Annotated in this window: 19 protein-coding genes; 8 read left to right on the top strand and 11 right to left on the bottom strand. The window is 68.7% G+C overall.

Annotated features, from left to right (window positions below):
• Position 1 precedes the first annotated feature (1 nt).
• On the top strand, positions 2-4,207 hold the full coding sequence (gene eccCa, locus AWC03_RS04565; protein WP_085239327.1) for a type VII secretion protein EccCa: 4,206 nt from the start codon (positions 2-4) through the stop codon (positions 4,205-4,207).
• On the opposite strand, the gene AWC03_RS04570 is transcribed toward eccCa, so the two are convergent.
• Together AWC03_RS04570 and AWC03_RS04575 are read right to left on the bottom strand one after the other, a co-directional pair.
• The gene (locus AWC03_RS04570) at positions 4,188-7,046 is read right to left on the bottom strand and encodes an MMPL/RND family transporter (RefSeq protein WP_085239328.1); all 2,859 of its coding nucleotides are present in this window, start codon (positions 7,044-7,046) and stop codon (positions 4,188-4,190) included. The genes eccCa and AWC03_RS04570 overlap by 20 nt on opposite strands.
• Positions 7,039-7,419 carry a hypothetical protein gene (locus AWC03_RS04575; protein ID WP_085239329.1) on the bottom strand — a complete coding sequence of 127 codons (381 nt, stop codon included), beginning with the start codon at positions 7,417-7,419 and terminating at the stop codon, positions 7,039-7,041. The genes AWC03_RS04570 and AWC03_RS04575 overlap by 8 nt, the downstream gene beginning before the upstream one ends.
• A gap of 134 nt (positions 7,420-7,553) precedes the next feature.
• Here AWC03_RS04575 and AWC03_RS04580 point away from each other — a divergent pair, with 134 nt between their 5' ends.
• Together AWC03_RS04580 and AWC03_RS04585 are read left to right on the top strand one after the other, a co-directional pair.
• Positions 7,554-8,771 (top strand): sensor histidine kinase, encoded by a 1,218-nt coding sequence (locus AWC03_RS04580; protein ID WP_085239511.1) that lies wholly within the window; start codon positions 7,554-7,556, stop codon positions 8,769-8,771.
• Positions 8,771-9,433, top strand: a complete 663-nt coding sequence (locus AWC03_RS04585; RefSeq protein ID WP_085239510.1) for a response regulator transcription factor — start codon at positions 8,771-8,773, stop codon at positions 9,431-9,433. The genes AWC03_RS04580 and AWC03_RS04585 overlap by 1 nt, the downstream gene beginning before the upstream one ends.
• 14 nt (positions 9,434-9,447) lie before the next feature.
• On the opposite strand, the gene AWC03_RS04590 is transcribed toward AWC03_RS04585, so the two are convergent.
• From AWC03_RS04590 to AWC03_RS04620, 7 genes are all read right to left on the bottom strand, one after another.
• Positions 9,448-9,729 carry a hypothetical protein gene (locus AWC03_RS04590; RefSeq protein WP_090419610.1) on the bottom strand — a complete coding sequence of 94 codons (282 nt, stop codon included), beginning with the start codon at positions 9,727-9,729 and terminating at the stop codon, positions 9,448-9,450.
• 148 nt (positions 9,730-9,877) lie between these two features.
• On the bottom strand, positions 9,878-11,224 hold the full coding sequence (locus AWC03_RS04595) for an aromatic ring-hydroxylating oxygenase subunit alpha (protein WP_085239330.1): 1,347 nt from the start codon (positions 11,222-11,224) through the stop codon (positions 9,878-9,880).
• A gap of 11 nt (positions 11,225-11,235) precedes the next feature.
• Positions 11,236-12,996: an N-acyl-D-amino-acid deacylase family protein gene (locus AWC03_RS04600; protein ID WP_085239331.1), complete on the bottom strand. Its 1,761-nt coding sequence runs from the start codon at positions 12,994-12,996 to the stop codon at positions 11,236-11,238.
• 117 nt (positions 12,997-13,113) lie between these two features.
• The gene (locus AWC03_RS04605) at positions 13,114-14,250 is read right to left on the bottom strand and encodes a phosphotransferase (RefSeq protein ID WP_085239332.1); all 1,137 of its coding nucleotides are present in this window, start codon (positions 14,248-14,250) and stop codon (positions 13,114-13,116) included.
• A gap of 110 nt (positions 14,251-14,360) precedes the next feature.
• Positions 14,361-14,981, bottom strand: coding sequence for a TetR/AcrR family transcriptional regulator (locus AWC03_RS04610; protein ID WP_085239333.1), 621 nt, complete (start codon positions 14,979-14,981; stop codon positions 14,361-14,363).
• Between the two features lie 90 nt (positions 14,982-15,071).
• A complete protein-coding gene (locus AWC03_RS04615) occupies positions 15,072-15,506 on the bottom strand; it encodes an ATP-binding protein (RefSeq protein WP_085239513.1) in 435 nt (144 codons plus the stop codon).
• Positions 15,507-15,565: 59 nt separating this feature from the next.
• On the bottom strand, positions 15,566-15,943 hold the full coding sequence (locus tag AWC03_RS04620) for an STAS domain-containing protein (RefSeq protein ID WP_085239334.1): 378 nt from the start codon (positions 15,941-15,943) through the stop codon (positions 15,566-15,568).
• A gap of 288 nt (positions 15,944-16,231) precedes the next feature.
• On the opposite strand from AWC03_RS04620, the gene AWC03_RS04625 reads away from it, so the two are divergent.
• From AWC03_RS04625 to AWC03_RS04635, 3 genes are all read left to right on the top strand, one after another.
• Positions 16,232-17,359 carry a catalase family peroxidase gene (locus tag AWC03_RS04625; RefSeq protein ID WP_276327156.1) on the top strand — a complete coding sequence of 376 codons (1,128 nt, stop codon included), beginning with the start codon at positions 16,232-16,234 and terminating at the stop codon, positions 17,357-17,359.
• Positions 17,356-17,934, top strand: a complete 579-nt coding sequence (locus tag AWC03_RS04630; RefSeq protein ID WP_085239335.1) for a cytochrome b — start codon at positions 17,356-17,358, stop codon at positions 17,932-17,934. The genes AWC03_RS04625 and AWC03_RS04630 overlap by 4 nt, the downstream gene beginning before the upstream one ends.
• A gap of 117 nt (positions 17,935-18,051) precedes the next feature.
• Positions 18,052-18,945 (top strand): fructose bisphosphate aldolase, encoded by an 894-nt coding sequence (locus tag AWC03_RS04635; RefSeq protein ID WP_085239515.1) that lies wholly within the window; start codon positions 18,052-18,054, stop codon positions 18,943-18,945.
• Positions 18,946-18,950: 5 nt separating this feature from the next.
• Here AWC03_RS04635 and AWC03_RS04640 read toward each other — a convergent pair whose 3' ends face one another.
• Positions 18,951-20,030 carry a DUF190 domain-containing protein gene (locus tag AWC03_RS04640; protein WP_085239336.1) on the bottom strand — a complete coding sequence of 360 codons (1,080 nt, stop codon included), beginning with the start codon at positions 20,028-20,030 and terminating at the stop codon, positions 18,951-18,953.
• Between the two features lie 768 nt (positions 20,031-20,798).
• Here AWC03_RS04640 and AWC03_RS04645 point away from each other — a divergent pair.
• On the top strand, positions 20,799-22,031 hold the full coding sequence (locus AWC03_RS04645) for a PPE family protein (RefSeq protein ID WP_085239337.1): 1,233 nt from the start codon (positions 20,799-20,801) through the stop codon (positions 22,029-22,031).
• Between the two features lie 61 nt (positions 22,032-22,092).
• A complete protein-coding gene (locus AWC03_RS04650; RefSeq protein ID WP_085239338.1) occupies positions 22,093-23,493 on the top strand; it encodes a PPE family protein in 1,401 nt (466 codons plus the stop codon).
• Between the two features lie 42 nt (positions 23,494-23,535).
• Here the strand turns inward: AWC03_RS04650 and AWC03_RS04655 are convergent, their stop codons facing one another.
• Positions 23,536-24,258, bottom strand: coding sequence for an LmeA family phospholipid-binding protein (locus AWC03_RS04655; protein ID WP_085239339.1), 723 nt, complete (start codon positions 24,256-24,258; stop codon positions 23,536-23,538).
• Positions 24,259-24,276 lie beyond the last annotated feature (18 nt).

Genomic DNA, 24,276 nt, shown 5'->3' on the forward strand with positions numbered 1-24,276 from the left:
GATGTCCAAGAAAGCGTTTCCCATCAACCGGGTCAAAATCGAACCGCCGAAACCCGTTCGGGTGGCACCGAGTGCGCCGATCGCCCTGCCGGAGCGCGAACCCCGCAACATCTGGGTGATGATCGGGGTGCCGGCGCTGATCGTGGCGCTGATCGGCACCATCGTCATGCTCTACGTGTCCGGGGTGCGCAGCCTGTCGACGGGATTCTTCCCCCTGATGGGCATCGGCGCGTTCAGCATGCTGGCGTTCTCGGGACGCTTCGGGCGCGCCCGCAAGATCACTTGGGGCGAAATGGAAAAGGGTCGCCGCCGCTACCTGCGCGACCTCGACTCCAACCGCGACGAGATCCAGAACGCGGTGTGCGCCCAGCGCGAATGGCAGCACGCGGTGCATTCGGATCCGCGCGGCCTGGGGGCGATCATCGGCGGCCCGCGGATGTGGGAGCGTGGGCGAGGCGACCCGGATTTCCTGGAGGTGCGGCTGGGCACCGGCGTGCAGCACGCCCCGGACTCCGTCTTGTCGGTGACGTGGCCGGACATCGCCTCCGACGAGGAGCTCGAACCCGTCACCGGGCAGGCGCTGCGCGATTTCATCTTGGAGCAGCGCAAGATTCGCGACATCGCCAAGGTGGTCAACCTGCGGTCGGCGCCGGGCTTCAGCTTCGTCGGCGACGACCTGGACCGGCTGCGCTCGCTGATGCGGTCGGTGTTGTGCTCGCTGGCGGTGTTTCACAATCCGCGCGACGTGAAATTGATGGTCGTCACCCGCAACCCCGAAGTGTGGTCGTGGATGGTGTGGTTGCCGCACAACCTGCACGACGAGCTGTTCGACGCCTGCGGCTGGCGACGCCTGGTCTTCGCCACCCCGGAGGAGCTCGAGGAGTCGCTCGGCGCCGAGCTGCACATGAAGGGCAAGCGCGGCGCGTGGACACCGCTGGCGGCGGCCAGCCCGACCGCGATGGGCTCGGCGCTGGAGACCGGCGCCGACGCCGTGGATCTGGGACCGCACCTGGTGATCGTCGACGACAACACCGGCAGCCCCGACGCATGGGAAAGCGTGGTCGGGCAGGTCGGCAAGGCGGGAATCACCCTCCTGCGTCTCGCATCTCGCGTCGGCACCGGCGTGGGCTTCGCCCAGGACCAGGTCTTCGAGATGGGCGAGCGGCACAGCACGCCGGTCAACGGCAGCGTCAGATTCGGCCGCAACGGCTCCGACGCCGACGGCGAAGACTGGCGTCCGGCGCCGCTGTTGCGGGTGCGCGGCAAGTTCTTCGCGCACGCCGATCAGTTGTCGATCCACCGGGCCTACCGGTACGCCCGGGCGATGGCGCGGTGGTCACCGACCAGCCGCAGCGAGATCGCCGACTCGACCGGCGGCGCCGCCGAACTGTTGCGCGCGCTGGGCATCGTCGATCCCCGTGAATTGGACGTCGACCGGCTATGGGCCGAGCGGCGCGGCCGCGGCGACGAGCGGTGGTGTGAGATCCCGGTCGGCGCCAAGCCCACCGGCGAGCTGCAGAACATCATCATCCGCGCGAAAGACTTCGGCGGCTTCGGCTTTCACTCGGTAGTCATCGGCACCAGTGGTTCGGGAAAGTCGGAGTTCTTCCTGTCGCTGGTCTACGGCATCGCCCTGACGCACTCACCGGAGACGTTCAACGTCATCTTCGTCGACATGAAGTTCGAATCGGCGGCCCAGGACATCCTGGGCATCCCGCACGTGGTGGCGGCCCTGTCGAACCTGGGCAAGGACGAGCGGCATCTGGCCGAGCGGATGCGCAGGGTCATCGACGGTGAGATCAAGCAGCGCTACGAGCTGTTCACTTCGGTGGGCGCGCGCGACGCCAACGACTACGAGGAGATCCGGCTGGCCGGGCGCGACTTGCCCCCGGTGCCCGTCCTGCTCGTCATTGTCGACGAGTACCTGGAACTGTTTGCCAACCACGAGAAGTGGATCAACCTGATCATCCACATCGGCCAGGAAGGCCGCGGCGCGAACGTGTTCTTCATGCTGGGCGGGCAGCGGCTGGATCTGTCGTCGCTGCAGAAGGTGAAGTCCAACATCGCGTTCCGGATCGCGCTGCGCGCCGAATCCGGTGACGACAGCCGCGAGGTGATCGGTTCGGACGCCGCCTACCACCTGCCGTCGAAAGAGAACGGCTTCGCCCTGCTGAAGGTGGGGCCACGCGACCTCGAACCGTTCCGCTGCTTCTACCTGTCGGCTCCGTTCGTCGTGCCGAAGGGCAAGGAGGTCGCGACCACCGTCGACATGACGCTGACCAAGCCGCGCCTCTACAACTGGCAGTACCAGCCGCTCGACGCGTCCGACGCCGCAGCGCTGGAAGCCGCGGCCGCCGTCGACACCGAGCCCGACGAATTCCTCTACCACGACGATGGTTTCAAGCGGAAGAAGATCGTCGACGTGCTGCGCGAGTCGTTGCATCAAGTTCCGCACCGGTCGCCGCGGCGGCCGTGGCTCGAGCCGCTGGAGGAGCCCGAGCCCGTCGACGTCCTGGTGTCGGCCTACCGCGGCAAGCCCTGGCATGTGGACTACGGCCAGAACGCGGGCCTGATGTTCCCGGTGGGCGTGATGGACATCCCGGAGGAGTCCAAGCAGGTCGTGCACGCGGTCGACGCGCTGCGCAGCAACGTGATCGTGGTGGGCGCCAAGCAGCGGGGCAAGACGACCACGCTGATGACGCTGATATGCTCGGCCGCTGCGATGTACAGTCCCGCGCGCGTGACGTTCTTCTGCATCGGCGGGGCGACCCTGGCGCAGGCGGCGTCGCTGCCGCACGTCACCGACATCGTGTCACCCAAGGACGCCGAGGGCATCGAGCGCATCTTGAGCAGCATGGACGCGTTGATCGACGCGCGCGAGAATTCGTTCCGGCGCCTGAAGATCGACCTCGACGGCTTCCGCGAGCGCCGGTTCGCGCCGGGCAGCGACGGGCTGGGCGGCACGGACGCCAACGACCCCTTCGGCGACGTGTTCGTGGTGGTGGATGACTACGACGACGTCTACTCGAAAGACACCGTCCTGGGCGATCGCATCATCTCGCTCAGCAGCCGCGGCCCCGAGTATGGGGTCCACGTGATGTGCAGCGCCGGCGGGTGGATTCACGGGCAGCGGCAGAGCCTGTTGCAAAACGCCACGGCGCGAATCCAATTGCGACTGGCCGACCCCAGCGAAAGCCAGATGGGCCACTCGTCGCTCGAGTCGCGTGACGCCGCGCGCCGGACGCTGAACCGCCCGGGCTTCGGTCTGACGGACAGCCTGCACGAGCTGCGCGTCGGCATCCCGGCCCTGACCGAACCGGCGACCGGCACGCTGATCAGCATCGTCAACGTCGGCGGCCGCATCGCCGACGTCGCGGGTGTGACCAAACACGCGACGTTGCAGCGGCTTCCGCAACGCGTCGAGTTGCGGGCGATTCTCGAATACGAGGCCACACATCCCAGCGGCGACGACCTGTCGATCGCGTTTGCCATCGGGGAGCGCCACGAACTCGGGCCGGTTCCGCTCAAGCTTCGGGAGAGCCCGGGCCTGATGATCCTGGGCCGCCAGGGCTGCGGCAAGACGCTGTCGCTGGTGTCCATCGGCGAGGCGATCATGAGCCGGTTCAGCCCCGAGGAGGCGCAGCTGACGCTCATCGATCCCAAGACCGCACCGCACGGGCTGCGGGATCTGAGCGGGCCCGGCTATGTCCGCGCGTACGCTTATGACCAGGACGAGATTGACGAGGTGATAACCCAACTCGCGCAACAGATCTTGCTGCCCCGGCTGCCTCCCAAGGGCTTGAGCCAGGAGGAGCTGCGTGCGCTCAAACCGTGGGAAGGTGCCCGGCACTTCGTGCTGATCGATGATGTCCAGGACCTGCGGCCCGATCAGAGCTACCCGCCCAAACCGCCGGTGGGTGCGGCGTTGTGGAAGCTGATGGAGCGTGCGCGGCAGATCGGGCTGCACGTGTTCACCACCCGCAACAGTGCGAACTGGGCGACGCTGCAGATGGATCCGTGGATGAGGTTCCAGAACTCGGCGAAAGTCGCGCAGCTCTATATGGACAACGACCCGCAGAACCGGATCAACCGCGCGGTGCGCGCTCAAGCGCTGCCGCCGGGACGCGGTCTGATGGTCAGTGCCGACGGCGACGTGGAAGGGGTGCTGGTCGGGCTGCCGTCGACCGTCACGATCCCACAGCAGTAGCGGCCGAAAGGGTCCGCGCGGGAACGGTTTCCACGGCGGCGGCCCGACGTGGCAGCGCGCGGGGCCACCAGAACCAACGGCCCAGCAGCGCCACGATGGACGGCACGATGAACGCCCGCACGACCAGGGTGTCCAACAACAGACCCACCGCGATGGTGGTGCCGATCTGGGCGATGCTGAGCACGCTGCTGCTCACCAACGCCAGCATGGTGAGCCCGAAGACGATCCCGGCGACCGTCACCACACCGCCCGTGCCGCCGAAGGCGCGAATGATGCCGGTCCTCAGGCCCGCTGCCGCTTCCTGTTTGATGCGCAACGCCAACAGCAGGTTGTAGTCCGCCCCGACGGCGATCAGCGCGATGAATGCGATCGGGGCGACGGCCCAGTGCAGATCGTGGTGCAGGAGGTGCTGCCAGATCAGCACGCTGGCACCGACGGCCGACGCGTACGAGGTGACGACGGTCCCGACGACGACCAATCCCGCGACCGGGCTGCCCAGCATGGCCGTGACGATCGAAAAGATCAGGACCAACGCGGCGCCGACGAGCAGCTTGACGTCCCCGGCGACGAAGCGCTGGAGGTCGGCGGTCACCGGGCCGACGCCGGCAAGGTCGACCTCTACCGGCGTCAGGGTGCCTTCCTTGGTGGCCTCCTTGATGGCGGCCCGCACCTGGTCGGCCCGCTTGGCTCCGTCGGCACCCCACTCCGAGCCGTCGCCGTACACGAGCAGGTACGCGGCCCGGCCGTTCTCGGAGATCAGGTGACCCAGTGCGGTCGCGTAGCGCGGATCGGTCAGCGCCCGCTGCGGCAGATAGAAGTCGGCCGCCGCACTGCCCCGGAATTGCGTTGCGATCTCGTCGAGGTAGTCGGTCAACTGCCGCATCTGGGGCCCGAGCGTGTCGGTCAGGCCGAGCAGGTCGCGGGTGGCCGAACGTGCTTGCGCCAAAGCGTCTTTCATCGATGCGACGCTCTGGGGCAGACCGGACATCGCGGTGGCGGCCGTGCTCGAACCGCTGGTCAGTTCCGCGGCGCCGGCGCTGAGGCGGGTCGAGGTCTGTACCAGCCCGTCGACCGGCTCGAGCACGCGGTCCACGGTCGAGCAGATCGGGTTGGCGGGGCAGTCGGGGGTTCGCCCGACGAAATCCCGGAGCGGGTCGAGGTAACCCGACACCGTCGTGACATTGCGCTGCAATCCGTCCATGCCGGCGCGCATGTCTTGTGCGGCGCCGGACACCTCGGCCAGACCCGTACCGCCGCCGCGCAATCCGCCGGCGAGGCCGTCCACCGCACGCTGAGTCTGGGAGAGCGCGCCGTCCAGTTCGGAGACCCGCGCGAGGCGCCGGGTCAGCGAGTCCATGGTGTCGCCGAACTGGCGGCCGAGCACACCGGCCTGATAGCTCAGAGTGGCCTGCTCGGGCACCTTGCCGTCGGGACGGCTGGCGGACTGCACCGCGCGCACACCGGGTACGGCCATGATGCGACGGTTGATTCGCTCGATGGCGATCAGGCCGGCCGGGTTGCGCAGGTCGTGGTCGGCCTGGATCGCGACGACGTCGGGCAGCAGCGCGTTGGCCGGGAAATGACGGTCCGCGCTGACATATCCGCGATTGGAGTCGGTGGCCGACGGCGTGGCGGCGGGTTCGTCGAAGCCGATCCGCATGCCGGCCAGCGGCAACGCGGCCAGCAGCGTCAGCGCACCGGCGGTGACCAGGATCGGGCCGGGCCAGCGGGCGACGGCCGTGCCGACGCGACGCCAGCGCCGCGCCGTCCCGGACGGGCGCGGTTCGAGATAGCCGCGGCGTATCGCCAGGCTCATCAGCGCGGGCGTCAGGGTCAGCGCGGCGAGCATGGTCGCCAGAATGCCGATGGCGCAGGGCAGCCCGGCGCTGCGGAACGAACCGACCTGGGCGAACACCAGGCAGGCCAGCGCCACCGACACGGTCAGCGCCGACCCGATCACGACGGGCGCGATGGAACGGTAGGCCTCGGCCAGCGCGCGGGCCGGCGGGACGCCGCGGCGGCGGCCCTCCTGGTAGCGGCCGACCAGGAAGATCGCGTAGTCCGTCCCGGCGCCGAGCGTCATGGCCGCCATCAGTGCAACCGAAAACAAGGACACCTCAACCACATTCGACTGTCCGAGCGCGGCGACGACGGCACGGGCCAGCGCCAGCGCGAGCCCGACGGAGATCAGCGGAATCGCGGCCGCGATCGGCGAGCGGTACACCACCAGCAGCAGAAGCAGGATGAGGCCGATGGTGGCGGCGGTGATGCCGAGCATCTGTCGGTCGATCGCGGAGAATTCGTCGACGATCGTCGCGCCGGGCCCGGTGACATGGACCTGCAGGCCGGCCGGCGGCGAGAAATTCCGGACGGTGTCGCGGACGGCGTCGACCGAGTCGCGCGCCTGGGCCGTGCCGAGCATCCCGGCCAGCCGCACCATGACGCTGACGGCCCGCCCGTCCGGACTCTGCGCGCCGGCGGCCGTGGCGGGCTGCGACCACAGGTCGGTCACCGCGTACACGTGCCGCCGGTCGGCACCCAGGGCCGTCGTCATCGCGTCGTAGAACCGGTGATCGTCGGCCGTCAGCGTCCGATTGCGTTCCAGCACAACGTAGACGAAGTTGTTGCTCGGGGTCTGACCGAACAATTGGGCCGCCCGCGAGGCGGCGACCGCGCTGGGTGCGTCGGTGGGCATGAAGGATCGGGCGTGCGAGTCGACGACTCGTTCCAGTTGCGGGACAACCACGTTGGCGGCTGCCGCTACCAGAACCCACAGGCCGACGATCAGAACCGCGTAGCGGCCGGTGGGCCGCGTCAGCATGCCCATTCGGTCATGCAACGGTCTGCCGATCGCCGGACGGCCCGCCGAACAGGCCCACGGCGACGTGTTCGCCGCGGGACAGGGAACGCAGCCGCAGCGATTGCCGCGAGCCGATCCGCACCAGGGCGTGCAGGCCGGGCTCGGCGGCCTCGAGGTCGGCCCGCACCTGCTCGGCCGCCAAACCCTCGTGTGCGGCCTGGTCCAGCTTGGCCACCAGCATGGTGATCCAGCGCTGTCCCAGCGAAAGCAGCAGGCCCTCCTCGTCACCGAACAGCCTGGAAACCTCGGGTGACGCGGCGACCGACGCGAGAGCCGCATCGGGATCGGTCTCGGCGGCCTTGATCACTTCGGCCATGAAGGCCATCCGGTCGTGCAGCAGTGTCCATGTCATGACTGGAACGCTAGAAAGGCGACCGGGTAATGCGCGTCGTGCCGAAGTGCAGTCTTTATCCCCTACCACGGTAGGAGGCGATTGCCACCCACGGCATGATGTGCGCTGGTGGCGCGCTCTTCTACGATTGGACGATGTTGCGTGCCGCAACGAGATACGTGCGCGAACAGTTGCACCGGCGGAGCGGGCTGATACCGGTCGGTATCACCTGGGCGTCGTTCGTCGCCGTCGATGCCACCGAGCTCGCCGGTGGGGTGATCGCGATCCTGCAGCGGCCCGCCGCCGATCTGCCCGTCGCGCTGGCCGCCTTTGCGGTGTGCATCTCACCCACGCTCTTGTTCTTCGCGCTGAACATGAAGCTCAGCCCGGTGCTCATGTGGGCGACGTGGTCGACGGCGACCGCCATGATGCTCTTCGGCACGTCGACCCCCATTCACGCAGATTTCGCCCCGGCGCTGATGGTGCTGATGGTGTTGTCGGTTACGACGCTGACCTCGGTCGCGGGAGGCCTGCTCGCCGCCGCGTCAGCGGCCGCGCTGCTGCTCGCCGCGTCGGCACTGCACCGCCTGGACGCGGTGCTGCTGTACCTGTGCTTCGTGGGGGCGGGTTGGCTGCTCGGCTATGTCATGCGCAGTCAGCGGTTGCTGCTGGCCGAACAGATCGAAGCGCAGAAGATGTTGTCCGAGCACGCCGCCGCCGACGAGCGGCGGCGCATCGCCCGCGAAGTGCACGACGTGATTGCCCATTCGCTGAGCATCACCCTGCTGCACGTGACGGGCGCGCGTCGAGGGCTGCAGCAGGACCGCGACATCGATGACGCGGTCGAGGCGCTCGAACAGGCCGAACGCCTGGGCCGGCAGGCGATGGCCGACATCCGGCGGACGGTCGGACTACTGGACGGCTCACCGACCAAAGCCGCGCAGACGACGCCCGAACCCGGCATTGACGACGTCGGCGCCCTCGTCGCGGACTTTCAGCGCGCCGGACTGAACCTCACGCTGCGCGTCGAGGGACCCACCGACCGCGTCTCGCCGGCCGTTGGGCTGGCGCTGTATCGCATCACCCAGGAATCGCTGGCGAATATCGCCAAACACGCGCCCGACTCGAAATCGACCGTGACCCTTCACGTCTCAGCCGCCTCGGCGAGCCTCACGGTCGAGAACCGGTTACCGGTGGCGATCGCCGCCCCGCTGTCCGCCGAGGGGCGCGGGTTGCGCGGCATGCGCCAGCGCGTCGAACTGCTGGGCGGGGCCATCGACGCCGGCCCCACCCCGGACGGATGGTCGGTGCGCGCCGACATACCGCTGCACGAAGGTGACACCGGCTGGCGGCCGTGGTGGTGCAAGGCGTGATCCCGCATGCCCCGGAGCCACCCGAGGTCACCGTCCTCCTGGTCGACGACCAGGACCTGGTGCGGTCGGGGCTGCGCCGGATCCTGCGGCGCAAGGACGGGTTCGGCATCGTCGCCGAATGCTCCGACGGCGACGAGGTGCCCGCCGCGGTGGCCGAGCACCGGCCCGACGTCGTCGTGATGGACCTGCGGATGCGGCGAATCGACGGCATCGAAGCGACGCGCAGGCTCGGCGGCACGCCGCCGGTGTTGGCGCTGACCACATTCAACGAGGACGAGCTGCTGTCCGAGGCGCTGCGCGCCGGCGCGGCCGGGTTCGTGCTCAAGGACTCCTCCGCCGAGGAGCTGATCCGCGCCGTGCGGGCGGTCGCGCGGGGCGACAGCTACCTCGATCCCGCCGTCACCGCGCGGGTGTTGACCACCTACCGCAAAGCCGCGCCCGGGCCCCGCGGCACCGCGATCGCCGAACTGACCACCCGCGAGCTCGACGTGCTGACGTTGATGGGCCGGGGTCTCTCGAACTCCGAGATCGCCGACGAGCTCTGCATTTCCGGCGTCACCGTCAAGAGTCACATCGGCCGGATCTTCGGAAAACTCGACCTGCGGGACCGCGCGGCGGCGATCGTCTACGCCTACGACAACGGCATCGTCGTCCCGCGCTGAGGGGTGTCAGCGGGTCACAGAGGCGCGCCCTGCTCGGCGAGGTTCAGCAGGAAGTACGCCATGCACATGAGGAAGTTCAACACCACCAGGACCAGCCCGGCGAACATCAGTGAGCGGGTGCCTTGGCGCTTCAGCCGCTTGTACCGGGCGGCGCGGGTTTCGCGGTCGATCCGCAGCGCGATCAACGCGAACCTGACGTCCATCGCTTCGTGAGCCGCAAGGGGCGCGCCCGCCAGCATCTCCTGCAGGCGGTCCGGCGCCGTCCGGACGCCGACCCGCTCGAAGCTCTGGCACATTCGCCGCGCGCGTCTTCGCGCGAGTGGTTGATATCGCATCTGTAGCTGATGCGCGAGTCGCCCTCGGTCTTCCCCCCACGGGTTTGACGGGGTTATCACGAAACGGATTCTAAAACGCATCGGACCGATTACGGCGTGTCTGGACGAATTATCTTGCCGGCGGCCGAGCCACGCCGCCGCTCACTCGCTGGGACCGGGGCAGGTCCAAATACCGCTCGAGGTTGCGGTGCAGGTTGATCACCCGCCGCTCCTCGCTGGACAGCACCAAGTGGGTGAAACCCGGTTGATGCATGCCGCGCTGCAGTCCCGCCAGTATCTGGATGTCCTGGGTGAGCACCACGCCCGGGTCGGCCTCACCGGCGCTCATCCGGACATCGGTCGGCTTGGCGCGCGCGGCGCCCGGCGGCATCCGCGTCATCAAGAACATGACCAGCTCGCCTTGATCGGGGGTGGCGCCCGGCCGCGAACACATGACGGTGAGGTGGTCGGCGTTGGCCAGCAGCGTCATGTTGGGGAAGACGTTGTACTGGTGCAACCGGGTGATGCGGTCGGTGTCCGCCCAGTCCAGGTCCACCCCGCGAGAGGCGGCGAACGCCCGGGTGTGAGCGGCGATCAGATCCCGGACCGTCTGCCCGTCGCGGCGTTCGTCGGCGGGGAAGGGGGTGCCTTCGGCGGCGCCCATCAGCACGCCCTGCGTGTAAACGTAAGCGTCCCAGACCTCTTCGTCGCTCAGCGCACCGTCGAAGCGCGGGCTCTGCACCCCGTAGGGCTGGTCGGATTTGCCGGTGTGTCCCCAGATCCGTTGAGGCGCATGCACATCATCGACACAGCGCAGCAATTCCGGGTGCAGCGTCTGGATGTGATAGGTCTCGCTGAAGCCGTCGGCGATGGTCTTCCAATTGGCGTCGACCTCGACGGTCAGCGTGGCGTAGCAGCGAAAGTCGCTCAGCCGGCACCAGGCGATGTCGTCGGGCACCGCCTCCAGGTACTCGAGCAGCGGCACCGCCTCGAGGTCGAGATTGACGAAGACGAGCCCCTCCCAGGTGTCCACCCGGACCGGCACCAGGGGGAAGTCGGACAGGTTGAGCGTCCCGAATCCCTTGCGGTCGGGGACCCGCCTGAGGGTGCCGGCCAGGTCCCACGTCCACCCGTGGTAGCCGCACTTGAGCTCGCGCAGCCCCGAGCCCGACCCCACGCACACCGAATTGCCGCGGTGGCGGCAGACGTTCTGGAAGGCTCGCAGCACCCCGTCGTCGCCCCGCACGATCAACACCCCGTACGGTCCGCACCGGTACTCGAAGTAGTCGCCCGGCTCGGCGACGTGGTCGACCATGCACGCCAGCTGCCAGACCTTCGGCCACATCCGCTCGACCTCGAGCGCGGCGAACGCCGGTGCGTAATACCGCTCGGCCGGCACCAGGGCGGGCGTCTCCGGCGGGGCGCCGATCGCGTCCTCGTCCCGGACGCGGGCCGGATTGCGGGCGGGCGCGTTCATGCGGGGGAGCCTTAGCGCGCCCCGCGTACCAACCGCCCGGGACGGGCCCCGGTGTCGACGTCGTCGCGCCGGGTGACCGTTCCGCTGACGATGGTGGCCGCGTAGCCGCTGGCTCCCTGCAGGATCCGGTTCCCGCCGGCGGGCAGGTCGAAGGCCATCGCCGCGGGATGCAGCCTCAGGGCGTCCACGTCGATGACGTTGATGTCGGCCTTCTTGCCCGGCTCGATGGTCCCGCGGTCGGTGAGGCCGAAAAGGTGTGCGGTGTCGCGGGATTGCTTGCGGATCACGTACTCCAGCGAGAGCTTCTCGCCCCGGTGCCGGTCGCGCGCCCAGTGCGTCAGCAGGAAGGTGGGGTACGAAGCGTCGCAGATCATCCCGCAGTGGGCGCCGCCGTCGGAAAGCCCGAGCACGCCGGCCGGGTGCAACAGCATCTCCCGGATCGCGTCGCAGTTGCCGTCGGCGTAGTTGAACAGCGGCAGCATCAGCATGGAGGTGGCGTCCGACTCGAGCATGAGGTCGTAGAGGGTGGACAGCGGGTCCTCGCCGCGGGCCTGCGCGATGGCGGCGACGGTCCGGTCCGGGGTGGGCTCGTAGTCGGGCGGATCACCCAGGGCGTAGAGGCGGTGCAGCGAGTGCTGAACCAGGGCGAACATGCCGTCGAACAACAGCGTCGGGTCGGGGGGCAGGTCGTCCTCGGACAGGATCGCGGCCTTCACCGCGGGATCGGCGAGGCGCTGCGCGAGTTCCTCCCGGCCGAGTTCGGCCTTCAGCCGGCGGTAGGTGGGCCGGTGGCTGAAGCCGTGGTGGCCCTGGAACCCGATCATCATTCCGAACGGGCGCGCGGCGATCTGCGGGTATAGCCGAGCGCCCGCCGCGTGCGCGTCCGCGGACAGGTCCAGCATCTCGCGCCACAGTTTCGGATCGGCGTCGACCTGGATCAGCGCGAACGACACGGGCCGGTCGATCTCGGCGCCCAGCCGCCGCATCCACTCCAGCTCCTTCTTGGGCGCGACGATGTCCTCACCCGCGGCGCCCTGCGGGGCGAGCTCGAACACGGCCTGCCCGCCGGCCGCCATGGCGCGGCCGAGGCCGAACAGCTCTTCCTCGGCGGCGAAGGTGCCGGGGACGGGTTCGCCGTCCATCGCGCGGTGGCCCATCGTGCGCGACGTCGAGAAGCCGAGTGCGCCCGCCTCGATCGCCTCCCGAACCAGCCGGCCCATCGCGGCGATGTCGTCGGGGGTGGCCGGCTCGTTGCGGGCGCCGCGCTCGCCCATCGCATAGGCGCGGATGGCGCCGTGGGCGACTTGGCTGCCCACGTCGATCGCGAACTTGTGCTCGCCGACGGCGTCGAGGTACTCGGGGTAGCTCTCCCATCCCCAGGTGATGCCCTCGGTGAGCGCGGTGCCGGGAATGTCTTCGACGCCTTCCATCAACTCGATCAGCCACTGCTCCGTGCCGGGGCGAACCGGCGCGAACCCGACACCGCAGTTGCCGGTGACCACGGTGGTGACCCCGTGCCCGCTCGACGGTTCGAGGAGGCTGTCCCAGCTCACCTGACCGTCGTAATGGGTGTGGATGTCGACGAAGCCCGGGGCGACCACACGCCCTGTGGCGTCGATGGTTTCGGCGGCCTCCCCTGGCATCGCCGGGTCGTCGGCGCCGCGGCGGACGACGTCGACGATCTTGCCGTCCTTGATGCCGATGTCGGCGCGAAAGCGCGCTGCGCCGGTGCCGTCGACGACGGTGCCACCAACGATCTTCAGGTCGAACACGAGACTCTCCTTGCCGCCATGGGCCGACGACGCACGGGACGCGTCAGGATTACGCTACGGGAAGTAGCGTAACTCGTGCCGGGCCGTCGCAACAGGTTCGGCGGAAACTTGTTCGCCTCAGAGCGAACTCTGCAGCGCGGCGACCGTGTCCAGGTCGTCGAGCGCCGCGACACCGCGGCGCAGCCCTTCCATGGCGATGTCTTCGACCTGCATGCCGCCCATTCCCGCCGTGATCAGCGGGGCGACGTAGGCGTACAGCGCGGCCTGGCGGAACCGCAGCCACAGCTCGTCGCGATCGAGTTCGGGCCCTCCGGCCGCGGCGAGCGCGCGGCGGTAGTCGTCGAGCAACTCGCGCTGGGTCGCCCGGCGATCTTCGGGTGTGAGGCTGGTGATCAGCGTGTAGGCCAGTTCCCGGGACGGGTGCCCGCGCCGCACCGCCTGCCAGTCCAGCAGCCCCGCCTTGCCGCCGTGGAAGTACATGTTGCCCGGGTGGGCGTCGCCGTGCATCACGGTGTGCGGGGCAGTGTCGATGAGGGCGGCGACCGCACGATAGTTGTCGGCGATGAATCGGCCCTTTTCCAAAGGGATTTCGGTGCGTTCGGCAAGGCGCTTGATCGAGGCGTGCATCAGCGAGCCGGTCAGTAGGGAGGTGACATCACCGGACGCCGTGTAAAGCCAGCCCAGCGGGCCGCGGCCGTCGCGGGGGAGCCGTTCCCAGAAGGTGGCGTGCAGGTCGGCCAGCAGTTCGACGATCAGGCTCGCCTGGTCGGGTGAAAGCGGGTGCAGGGTGTCGGGGAACTCGCACGATTCGGCGGGGAGGTCTTCCAGCACCACGAGGTAGCGGCCGGTCCATGGGTCGAACACCGCACCGTATGCATAGGGGGCGCCGACGATCTGCGGGGCGAGCTGACGGTAGAACCGCACCTCTGTGTGCCCGAGCCGGCCCAGCTCACCCATCAGACGGGTGGCCGCCGTCTCCGCGGCGAGCTTGACGAACACGGAGTCGGGGACATTCTTTCCGGTCAGTACCAGCCGCGCCCGTGCCGATGTCCCGGCGTCGCTGCCGAGTACGCGGACCGAGCGGACGGTGGTTCCCATCACCTTGGTGAGCACTGCCGCGTCGATGTCCCGCACCCGGCGGGGCAACCCGAACCGGCCGCCGACCACCGCGTCGGTGGCCACCCGGCGCACGCCGCCGCCCAGGTGAGCGGCCAGGCCGGCGGCCGAAAGCGCCTGCGACACAGGGCTGTTCATATCCGCTCGATTCGTGGGTGCGGGATGTCACCGGGGCGGCGAGCCGTCGAGGCGTCGGGGCAGTGGGTTAGGCAAAGTACGTGAACGCGTGAACATCAGACAATACGCCATTATTGTCTGATCTCTGGCACGAGGGCCCGCACCACGAACTGCTCGACGAACTCGCGCTTGTCGACGGCCGGGCGATATCGCCAGGACGGCGCCAGGAGGAACAACGTGGTCGCGTGCAGCCACTGGACCACCGACCGCGGATCGAGGTCGGGATGGATGCGGCCCGCCGTCTTCCACCGCTCCAGCAGCGGCGCGTAGTGCCGTAACAAGGTCTCGACAATCGGTTCCGAGCCCTTCTCGAGGGCCGTCGCCACGGCGGTGCTCTCGGCGGCGAACAGCGCCTCGTTGAGCGGATCGCCGTCCACCGAGTCGACGCGGGCCAGCACCATCTCGGGCACCGATCGCTCCGGATCATCCGGAGCGGCCAGCGAGCGCACCAACTCACCGAGCGCGCGGTCGACCCGCGCCAGGATCAGGCCCAGCAGCACGTCGTCGCGGCCGGGGAAATAGCGGTACACCGTGGAGCGCGACACCCCCGCCTCGTCGGCCACCTCGCCCATCCGGAACTGGGTGTTGCCGCGGTGCACGATGCAGCGGCCGGCGGCGTCCAGGATGCGCCGGCGTGCCTCCTCGTCGTCGAGGATCGCGCGGTCGTCGCCCCATCGGCGGCTCGGTTCCACGGCGCAGATGTTACGGGATCGATGGCGCGGAGTGACGAAATCGATTGTGAATCAAGCGGTTCGCCGATGCGGCGCGTCGGCGCGTCGACGCTAGGGGCGCTGCGCCAGGCCGGTCCAGGTCATTGCGACGCGGGTTCCGTGCGGCGTGCGGTCGATGGCCACTTCGTCGGCGAGTGCCTCCATCAGCGGGATACCGCGTCCGCGGAGTTGCCGGTGGTACTGGGCGGGAACCTTCTGGCGCCACCGGCCGCGATCGTCGACGGTGACGGCCAGCGTGTCGGTCTGACGGTCATAGGACGCGCTGACGTCCAGCGTCCCGCGCTGCGAGGCGTCCCAATAGGCGAACTCCGCGGCGTTGGCGATGGCTTCGTTCACCGCCAGCACGACGTCGCTCAACCGGGCGCGGTCCAAGGCGAAGTTCGTCTCGAGCCAGGCCCTGAAGTCGGCTCGGGCCAGGGCTGCGCTGCGCGGGTCCGCGCCGACGCGGTTCCGCACGAAGTGGGACCGGTCGTCCAGGTCCGGCACGTTGTACGGCTGATGATCAGATCGCCCCATCGTTTCCAGCTGTGCCCCCATCCCCAGGTTCACCCACCAGTGGTGCCGCTCAGCGCGTCGTCGAGCGAACTGTAGAGCGCGAGCACGCTGTCGATTCCCATCAGCTTGATCGGCCGGCTCGTCGCCGAGCCGTTCGCGACGACCGCGAACTGGGTTGGCGGCGGGGTCTCCGCCTGCGCCGTGACCAGCACCGTCATTCCGGCCGACGCCAGGAAGTCCACCTTCGACAGGTCGACGATGAGCGCGGCGGGTTTTGTCGCCAGCGCGGTCTGGATCGCCTCGGACAGGTGCGGCGAGCTGAGCATGTCCACCTCACCCGAGACAGTGAGCACGACCGCCTGGTCGACCTGCTGTTTTCCTACCGAGAATGCCGTCGGATCGATTGGATCGCCGGTTAATTCGCCCATGGTCTATCACTCACATTCGGTCCCTTGGCGGGACACCGTTAGCTCTCAAATCAGGCTGCCAAGCCCGGGGGCTGCTTGTTCAACCCCACGGAAGGCGCTTGCCGTCGGAGGAGACACACTCCGTCGATCTGCGCAGCTAGCCACAGATGCAGCCGCAAGTTGTTTACCCGATGGTATGTCACTCGGCCGACCACTCTCAAAACGAGTGAACGAATCGCCGGCCGGCACCGTCCTGTGAGTGTGTCCGACGGGCCCGGTGGCCTGCGCAAGTATCCGAGGACGGTGGGCATGGAGACCGGTGACCGCGGCGGCGAGCAGGACGGCCCGACCGTCGACGCGAAGCAACCCCGTTCCCTTGCCGACGCGCTGTCGCGCCGGCGCGCATTGCTGGGGATGGGGGCGGTCGCCGGCATCGCCGCGGCCGATGCGGGCGGCTTCGCGTATGCCGGCGGTTGGCTGCGGCCCGGGGCGCTGACCCCGTCCCGATTCACCGACCGCTTCGAACGCGTCTACGGACGCCACGACGGCTTTCGCCGCAATCACGCCAAGGGCCTCGGCGCGGTGGGGACCTTCGCGAGCACGGGCGCGGCGGCGGCGATCTGCCGGGCCGCGGTCTTCCGGGAGGGCAGCGTGCCGCTGATCGGGCGGTTCTCCCTGTCGGGGGGCCTGCCGGACCAGGCGGACGCGTCCGCCACGGTCCGGGGACTGGGGCTGCTCTTCCAGGGCCCCGACGGCCAGCAATGGCGCACCGCGATGATCAACATCCCCGTCTTCCCGGACAGCACGCCGCAGGGCTTCTACGAGCGGCTCCTCGCGTCCGCGCCGGTGCCCGAGACGGGCAGGCCCGACCCGCAGAAGATGGCCGCCTTCCTCGCCCGCCACCCCGAGACCGTCGCCGCGATGAAGGTCATCAAACAGGGCGCACTCGGTGCGGGATTCGCCGACAGCGCCTTTTACGGCCTCAACGCCTTCCGGTTCACCAACCGCGCCGGAGCGACCGTTCCGGTGCGCTGGGCCGTCATTCCGCAGGAGGCGGCGAACCCGCGGGCGGCGCCGGCCGGCAAGGACTACCTGTTCGACGACCTCGTCCGCACGCTGGCGCAGGGACCGCTGAGCTGGCGGCTGGTGCTCACGGTCGGGGAGCCCGGCGATCCGACCCACGACGCCACGAAGCCCTGGCCGCGCTCGCGGCGCACCATCGAGGCCGGCACCATCACCGTCACCGCCGTGCAGACCGAGGCGCCCGGCAACGCCCGCGACGTCAACTACGACCCGCTGGTGCTGCCGGACGGCATCACCGCATCCGACGACCCGCTGCTCGCCGCGAGATCGGCCGTCTACGCCCGCTCGTTCACCCGCCGCGCGGAGGAACCCAAGACGCCCAGCGCAGTCGACGTGTCGCGGGTGCTCGGATGAAGCAAGGCAACGCCGCGACGCGTTTCGCGCTCCCGGCCCGCCTGCTGCACTGGCTGATGGCGCCGATGGTCATCGCACAACTGCTCATCGGCGTCACCATGGTCGCCTCCCTGAGCTACTACCCGCGGCTGCTGGCCTTCCATCGGCCGCTGGGTGTGCTGATCCTGGCGTTCGCCGTCGTGCGGCTGGGAAATCGGCTCATGCACCGGCCGCCGCCGTTTCTGTCCACCATGAGCGGCGCCGAACGGCGCCTCGCGACGTGGTCGGAATACCTGCTCTACGCCCTGCTGCTGGTGCAGCCCCTCACCGGATGGGCGACGCTGTCGGCGGCGCGCGTGCCGGTCACGCTGGTGGGGCCGGTGAAACTGCCCGGTATCGCGCCGCACAGCATCGACGTCTTCGCGGTGCTGCGCGAGTGCCACGGCGCCTTCGCGGTCCTGCTGTTCGCGACGTTCACCGCCCACGTGTGCGCCGTGCTCTTCCACACGCTCGTCCTGCGCGACCGGCTCCTGGATCGCATGGCGCTGTGGCGCGGCAGACCCGCCGCCCCGCAACCGGGCCAAGCCGACCTCTGACGACCTGCCTCCCCGGCCGTTGATCGGCCGAATATGATCGGCACGATCATCTCAAGGATGCGCGGCACCGCACGCGACGTGACCTTGACGCCGACCACGAGGGAGTGGAGGACTTCCATGCCGAACGAGAAGCAAGCGGAGCGGATGACGTCGGGCAAGGGATTCATCGCGGCGCTCGACCAGAGCGGCGGTTCGACTCCCAAGGCGCTGCGCCTCTACGGCATCCAGGACGACGCGTACTCCTCCGAGGAGGAGATGTTCGACCTCATTCACCAGATGCGGTCGCGGATCATCACCTCCCCGGTCTTCACCGGTGACCGCGTGCTGGCCGCGATCCTGTTCGAGCAGACCATGGATCGTCAGATCGCGGGCAAGCCGTCGACCACCTACCTGTGGGAGACCAAGGGTGTGGTGCCCATCCTCAAGATCGACAAGGGCCTGGCCGAGGCGTCCGACGACGTGCAGCTGATGAAGCCGATCCCCGGGCTGGACGAGCTGCTCGAGCGCGCCGTCGGCCTCGGCGTCTTCGGCACCAAGGAACGGTCGGTCATCGGCGGCGCCAACCCCAAGGGCATCGCCGCCGTGGTCGCCCAGCAGTTCGAGCTGGGCCATCAGGTGCTCTCACACGGTCTGGTGCCGATCATCGAGCCCGAGGTCACCATCTCGATCTCCGACAAAGCCGACGCGGAGTCGATCCTGCGCGACGAGATCACCAAGCAACTCGAGAACGTGCCCGACGGGCAGCGCGTGATGCTCAAGCTGAGCCTGCCCAGCGAGGTCAACTTCTACCGCCCCCTGATCGAGCACCCGAAGGTGATGCGGGTGGTCGCCCTCTCCGGCGGCTATTCGCGCGAGGAGGCCAACGAGCTGCTGGCGAAGAACGCGGGGCTGATCGCCAGCTTCAGCCGCGCCCTGACCGAGGGTCTCACCGTCGACCAGTCCGACGAGCAGTTCAACGCCACGCTGGACAAGGCGATCCAGTCGATCTACGACGCGTCGGTCGCCGGCTGACTTAGTTAATAGCGGTGGTCGGCCATGCGCGGGGGGCCGTCGTCGGTGTCGCGTTCGTCGGACACCACCCCGGGCAGCATCTCGCTCGTCACCAGCCCGTCGTCGCGCGTCAATTCGTCGATCACGTCGAAGGTTTCGGCGGTGTTGGCGGGGGTGTCGATGACGGTGGTCACCACGGGAACGCGACGGTGCAGCGACAGCAGCGTGTCGCCGTGCGGCCGATGGTCCCCGTGGTATCCCCAGACCCCCCGCAGGACCGTCGCGCCGTCGGGCGCTTCCCGCTGACGAAGCCGCCGCACGATGGCGCGGTGAATCGGTACCCCGTCGTGCAGGGCCGACTCGGAGGTGTAGATCGTCAACTTCTGCCATAGCGGCAGACCGCGTTCGTCGACCCCCGGGAGCGCGTGCGGCCGCTCGAATAACTCGCCGTCGCGTTTGCAGATGCGGACCCGCTCGAGCGTGAACATGGGTCGGCGGAGCAACTGGGCCAATTCGGGCACCACCCCCGCCATCTGATCGCCGGAGCCGACGGCCAGGATCATCATCGGCACGTTGGCGTTCCGGCCGAAGAAGCGCGCCCGGTGCCGCTGCCCGTGGGTGACGCCGTCCACCCCCAACAGCACCGAGGCGCCGGCTATCCGGCGCCGGTGCAGGAGGTCACAGACGGCGACGTAGGCCGGGGCGCCGTTGGCCCGTTCCTTGCGGCCCACGTACACGGTCAGCTTGACGGCTTCGCGCAATTCGTCGGGGAGTTCCAGTGGTTCCATTCCGTCGCGCAGCAGCCGCGCCCGCTCCAGGGTGACCAGGCCGCGCTGTTTGACGGCAAGGACCGGGCCGAGCAAGGCCTCGATGTTCGTGCGGGTGTCCACGGCGATGATCGCGACGGGCGGATCCTCGGACAACGACAGCGACTCGTCGGTTCGCAGGTGGCGCCCGCTCCCGAAGCCGCCGATGCCGCGCAGCACCACGCCACAGGCGATCCGATGCCGCGCATAGAGGTCGAGCAACACATCGGAGACAAACCCGTCGTCGGTTCGCCGGCGCTCGGCCAGATAGGTGGTGAGCTTCAGGCAGTCCTCGTCCACGGCCGCTCCTCAGGCCTTGCTGGGCACCGGCGTCAAAATCGTCAACGACCGGAAGGCGTTTGATAGGCCGGTGCCGCTTCGCCCGAACTTTACCCACCGTGTGACGACGACGCGCCGTTCTGACGGCCTGGGCGTGCGGCGACAGCAGCGCGCGTCAAGGCCGGTTCGATCGCCGAAGCGCTGACCTGTTGGCCGGACGTTGCCGAATACAATCGGCTTCTCGAAATCGCCTCGTGCGCAACCGAACCTCCGCGGGCGACCGGCTGGCGGTTCTGATGGAAGCTCCTGGCAATCTCCTGTGCATCGGATCGCTCCCGTTGTGAGTCGCGCAGTGACTCGCGTTGACTGGCGAACAAACAGTCAAGCTGCGTCGGCCCCGACCGACGCAGAACGGCGGTGGGGCTCGCCACAACTGCGTGTCGTCCTTCGACAGCCAACGGTCCCTGCGCAATACCCGGTACGAAGCTGACCGTTCGGTCGGCAGTGGTGTGATGCGGAGGGCGAGGCATGGCTTGCGGCTTCTCATGGAAGTCTGCGAACAGACGTCTGCACGATCCAGGCCGATTCACTTTGCCGGCGCTGGACCCTGCGCCGGCCCGCATAGCCCGACCGCTCGTGGGCTCAGCGCTGGTGGTGGTCGGCCACAGCGCCGGATTCCTCGCCCTCTTCATGTGCCACGGCGCAGGCACGGGGGCGTTTTCCACTCGGAGGTCGCGGCGTATCGGCGACTGTTCGCTGTGACGCCATCAGCCGGGAGGGGGGATTGACTTGTTCGTCGATTACGGGGCGCTACCGCCGGAAATCAACTCCGGGCGTATGTATTTGGGGCCGGGATCGGGTCCGATGCTGGCCGCCGCGTCGGGCTGGGACAGCCTGGCCGCTGAGCTGCACGCTACGGCGGCGCGCTATTCCTCGGTGCTCTCGGCGTTGACGGCCCGATGGCAAGGCGCCTCATCTTTAGCGATGCTGGCTGCCGCCGTGCCTTATACGGCTTGGCTGACAGCCACGGCTGCACAGGCTGAGCAGGCGGCTAGTCAGGCCAGGTCGGCGGCCGCCGCCTTCGAAGCCGCGTTTGCGGAAACGGTGCCGCCGTCGGTGGTCGCGGCCAACCGGGCGCGGCTGACGGCGTTGATCGCGACCAATTTCTTTGGCCAAAACACACCGGCCATCATGGCGACTCAGGCCGAGTACCTGGAGATGTGGGCCCAAGACGCCGCGGCCATGTACGGATATGCGGGCGCATCGGCGGCCGCCTCGGAGATGACCCGGTTCGGCTCACCACCGCAGACCACCGATCCGGCCGGTGCGGTAAGGCAGGCCGCCGCCCTTGCCCCGAACTCAGCGAGGGCGGCCGGGGCGAACGCGCAGGCGCTGCCGCAGGTCATGTCCGCGGTACCCTCGTCGCTGCACATCCTCGCCGCGCCCGCCGCTTCGACCCCGTCGTCGTCGGCTCCCGCATCGCTCGCGTCGTCGCTCAATTCGCTTCTCGGTTACGTCGGTGGGCCGACATCCCCGTTGTCGCTCTTCAGTATCGGGGGAGTCCCCGAACTGCTGGGCGCGCAGCTGTATCTGTTGCCCCAGGCCGGGGTGAACCTGACCGATGCCGCGGGAAAACTGGCGGCGGCGACGCCGGCGGCAACGGGGTTGGTGAGCTCCGGCACGAGCGGTCTTGGCTCGGCGGTGACGGCGGGCATGGGGCGGGCCGGCTTGGTGAGCGGCCTGTCGGTACCCCAGGGCTGGGCGATGGCCGCCCCGGCGGTGAAACCGGTCGCCGCGGTGTTCGCCGAAAGTGGGGTGGCGGGCGCCCCGGTTGCGGCGGCCGCGGCGCCGGGCGAGGGCAGCTTGTTCGGCAACATGGCCTTGTCGAGCCTGGCCGGACGGGCGATCGCCGGCAGCAGCAGCACCAGCGCCGCACCTTCGACGGCTACGGCCGCCGCGTCCGCCACGGGGGAGGCCAGCGGCCCCGTCAACATCTTCATCGTGCCGGCGGTCCCAAAATGATCGCCGTTCGCGCGGACCGACGGCCCGGCAAACTCACTTCGGCGGCCTAGGAGACGGTGCTATGTATTTCGGAATCTTCCCGCCGGAAGTCAACTCCGGCCGGATGTATGCCGGTCCGGGCTCGGGATCGATGGTGGCCGCGGCGGAGGCGTGGGATGCGTTGGCGGCCCAGCTGCACGCCACCGCCGCGGCCTACTCTTCAGTCATCTCGGGTCTGATGACGGCGTGGCAGGGTCCCTCCTCGGCCGCGATGGCCACTGCGGCCAGGCCGTACGTCACCTGGATGAGCGCGACGGCCACCGAGGCCGAGCAGACTGCCGCACAGATCCGGGCGGGTGCCATGGCCTATGAAGCCGCATTTGCGGCTACGGTGCCGCCGCCGGTGGTCGCGGCCAACCGTAGCGAGCTGGCATCGTTGGTGGCCACCAACGTCTTCGGGCAGAACGCGCCGGCGATCGCCGCCACCGAGGCGCAGTACACCCGGATGTGGGCGCGCGACGCGGTGGCGATGTCCACCTATGCCAGCCGGTCGGCCGCCGCCACAACGGTGACACCGTTCGCCGAACCACCGACGACTACGAATCCCATGGGGGCGTCCGGTCAGCTGTTGCAGGCGGCGCGGGCGTTGAATACCTCGGTCGGTTCCAGCGCGCAGGCGCAGGTCTCGCAAGTGTTCGGGGCAGTACCCCGAACGCTGCAGAGTCTGGGGACGATGACGGCTAGTCCGAATCCGGGATCGGGGCTGCTTACCGCGCTGCAGGACTTTGCTGGGATGCAGAGCGTGAACTCGGTCGCCTCGGACGTCGAGCTCATCCCCAAGCTGATCCTGCCCGCCAACAGCGTCCTGATCAACACGATCATGGGCTTGGTCATGGGGACGCGAGGCGCCACCCTGGCGGCTGCGAGCGAGGCCGTGACCGGCGTGGCCGGAGCCGGTCTCGCGTCGGGTACGCAGCTGGTCGATTCGACGGGTTTAGGCGCCGCCGGACCCGCGGTGTCCGCCGGCGCGGGTCAGGCCGGCGTCATCGGAGTCCTGTCGGTTCCACCCACTTGGGCCACGGCCACGCCGGCGATCAGAACCGTCGCCGCGGTGCTATCCGGCGCAATCCAGGGGGCCGTACCGGCGGCCGCGGTAAGTGAGGGCACGCTGCTGAGCGGAATGGCGGTGGCCGGCATGGCCGGAGGTGCGCTGGGTGCAGCCGCGCCGAATGCTCTCAGCGGCGTCAGCACCCGACTGCGGTCCACGTCGCTCAAGGACGGGTCCTCTCCCGACGGGGAGACTCCGGAAAACCTTCAGCGTCTCGTCGCCGAGATGGCGGACAAGCCAGACGACGTGCAGCATTGGCACACCGACTCCGCCGGGCTGGAAAGCCTCATCGGCAAGCTGAAGAAGAAGCCCGGCATCCATGCGGTGCACTTGACCGACGATGATCCGAACATCACCTTGCCCCGGTTCAATTGACGCCGCTGAGAGCTCGTGCGCTGATGCCGGTGCAAGGATCAATCAGGCTCCGCTGAAGCAGTCCTGACCGGTCTGTGACGACGAGCTCGCCGGGATTGTCGCGTTGGTGGTCGAGAAGGTCGCCTCCACGCCGGTATCGGTGACTCTCACGCTGTCGGCGTGGATGCCCAGCGGGTAGTTCTGGGTCGCCTTGGAGGTGAGACTGTCCAGGTCCTTTTGCACCGTATCCGTCGACATCTTCGAGCCCAGCGCGGTCAAGTTGACCACCTGCAGTGAGAGCCCGTTGTTGGCGATCTGGGGCTTGACGGTGGCGCTGTCGAGGAGGCCCTTCAGTTGGATGGTGCCGTCGCCGGGGTTGGTGGTGACTTTGCTGGTCACAAAGCTGCCCAGCACCGGGATGGCGTCCTGGATCGACGTCTTGATGCCATCGGATGACCAGTTGATCGTGCCGTTGAGCGCGCCGATGGTGCCCTTGGAGTTGTTGGTGTTGCTCAGGCGGAGGTCCCTGATAACGAGGTTGACCTTCATCCCCTTGGCGCCCCGGACCTGATTGCCGCCCGTCTGCACAGAGATGTCGGGATAGTGGCTACTGAAGTACTGCCAGATGACCGGCGGCATGGAGGCGAACGACACGCTCGCGCTGTCCTGGACCTCACACGCCACTGCGCTGGCCACCTTGTTCTGGATCAGGTGGCGGACGAAAAGCTCAGCACCGACTGCCACCGCCAGGACGACCACGGTCACGATGGCCAGGACTACGGCCATCGACCGGCGGCTTCCGAA

The sequence above is a fragment of the Mycobacterium europaeum genome, assembly GCF_002102155.1.
GTDB lineage: Bacteria > Actinomycetota > Actinomycetes > Mycobacteriales > Mycobacteriaceae > Mycobacterium > Mycobacterium europaeum.

What these genes read in the sequence shown, in the direction of transcription:
- AWC03_RS04595 (WP_085239330.1), bottom strand. Translation starts at nt 11,224, where the DNA reads ATGAACGCGCCCGCCCGCAATCCGGCCCGCGTCCGGGACGAGGACGCG.
- AWC03_RS04625 (WP_276327156.1), top strand. Translation starts at nt 16,232, where the DNA reads ATGGAGACCGGTGACCGCGGCGGCGAGCAGGACGGCCCGACCGTCGAC.
- AWC03_RS04575 (WP_085239329.1), bottom strand. Translation starts at nt 7,419, where the DNA reads ATGACATGGACACTGCTGCACGACCGGATGGCCTTCATGGCCGAAGTG.
- AWC03_RS04650 (WP_085239338.1), top strand. Translation starts at nt 22,093, where the DNA reads ATGTATTTCGGAATCTTCCCGCCGGAAGTCAACTCCGGCCGGATGTAT.
- AWC03_RS04605 (WP_085239332.1), bottom strand. Translation starts at nt 14,250, where the DNA reads ATGAACAGCCCTGTGTCGCAGGCGCTTTCGGCCGCCGGCCTGGCCGCT.
- eccCa (WP_085239327.1), top strand. Translation starts at nt 2, where the DNA reads ATGTCCAAGAAAGCGTTTCCCATCAACCGGGTCAAAATCGAACCGCCG.
- AWC03_RS04590 (WP_090419610.1), bottom strand. Translation starts at nt 9,729, where the DNA reads ATGTGCCAGAGCTTCGAGCGGGTCGGCGTCCGGACGGCGCCGGACCGC.
- AWC03_RS04655 (WP_085239339.1), bottom strand. Translation starts at nt 24,258, where the DNA reads ATGGCCGTAGTCCTGGCCATCGTGACCGTGGTCGTCCTGGCGGTGGCA.
- AWC03_RS04580 (WP_085239511.1), top strand. Translation starts at nt 7,554, where the DNA reads ATGTTGCGTGCCGCAACGAGATACGTGCGCGAACAGTTGCACCGGCGG.
- AWC03_RS04635 (WP_085239515.1), top strand. Translation starts at nt 18,052, where the DNA reads ATGCCGAACGAGAAGCAAGCGGAGCGGATGACGTCGGGCAAGGGATTC.
- AWC03_RS04620 (WP_085239334.1), bottom strand. Translation starts at nt 15,943, where the DNA reads ATGGGCGAATTAACCGGCGATCCAATCGATCCGACGGCATTCTCGGTA.
- AWC03_RS04630 (WP_085239335.1), top strand. Translation starts at nt 17,356, where the DNA reads ATGAAGCAAGGCAACGCCGCGACGCGTTTCGCGCTCCCGGCCCGCCTG.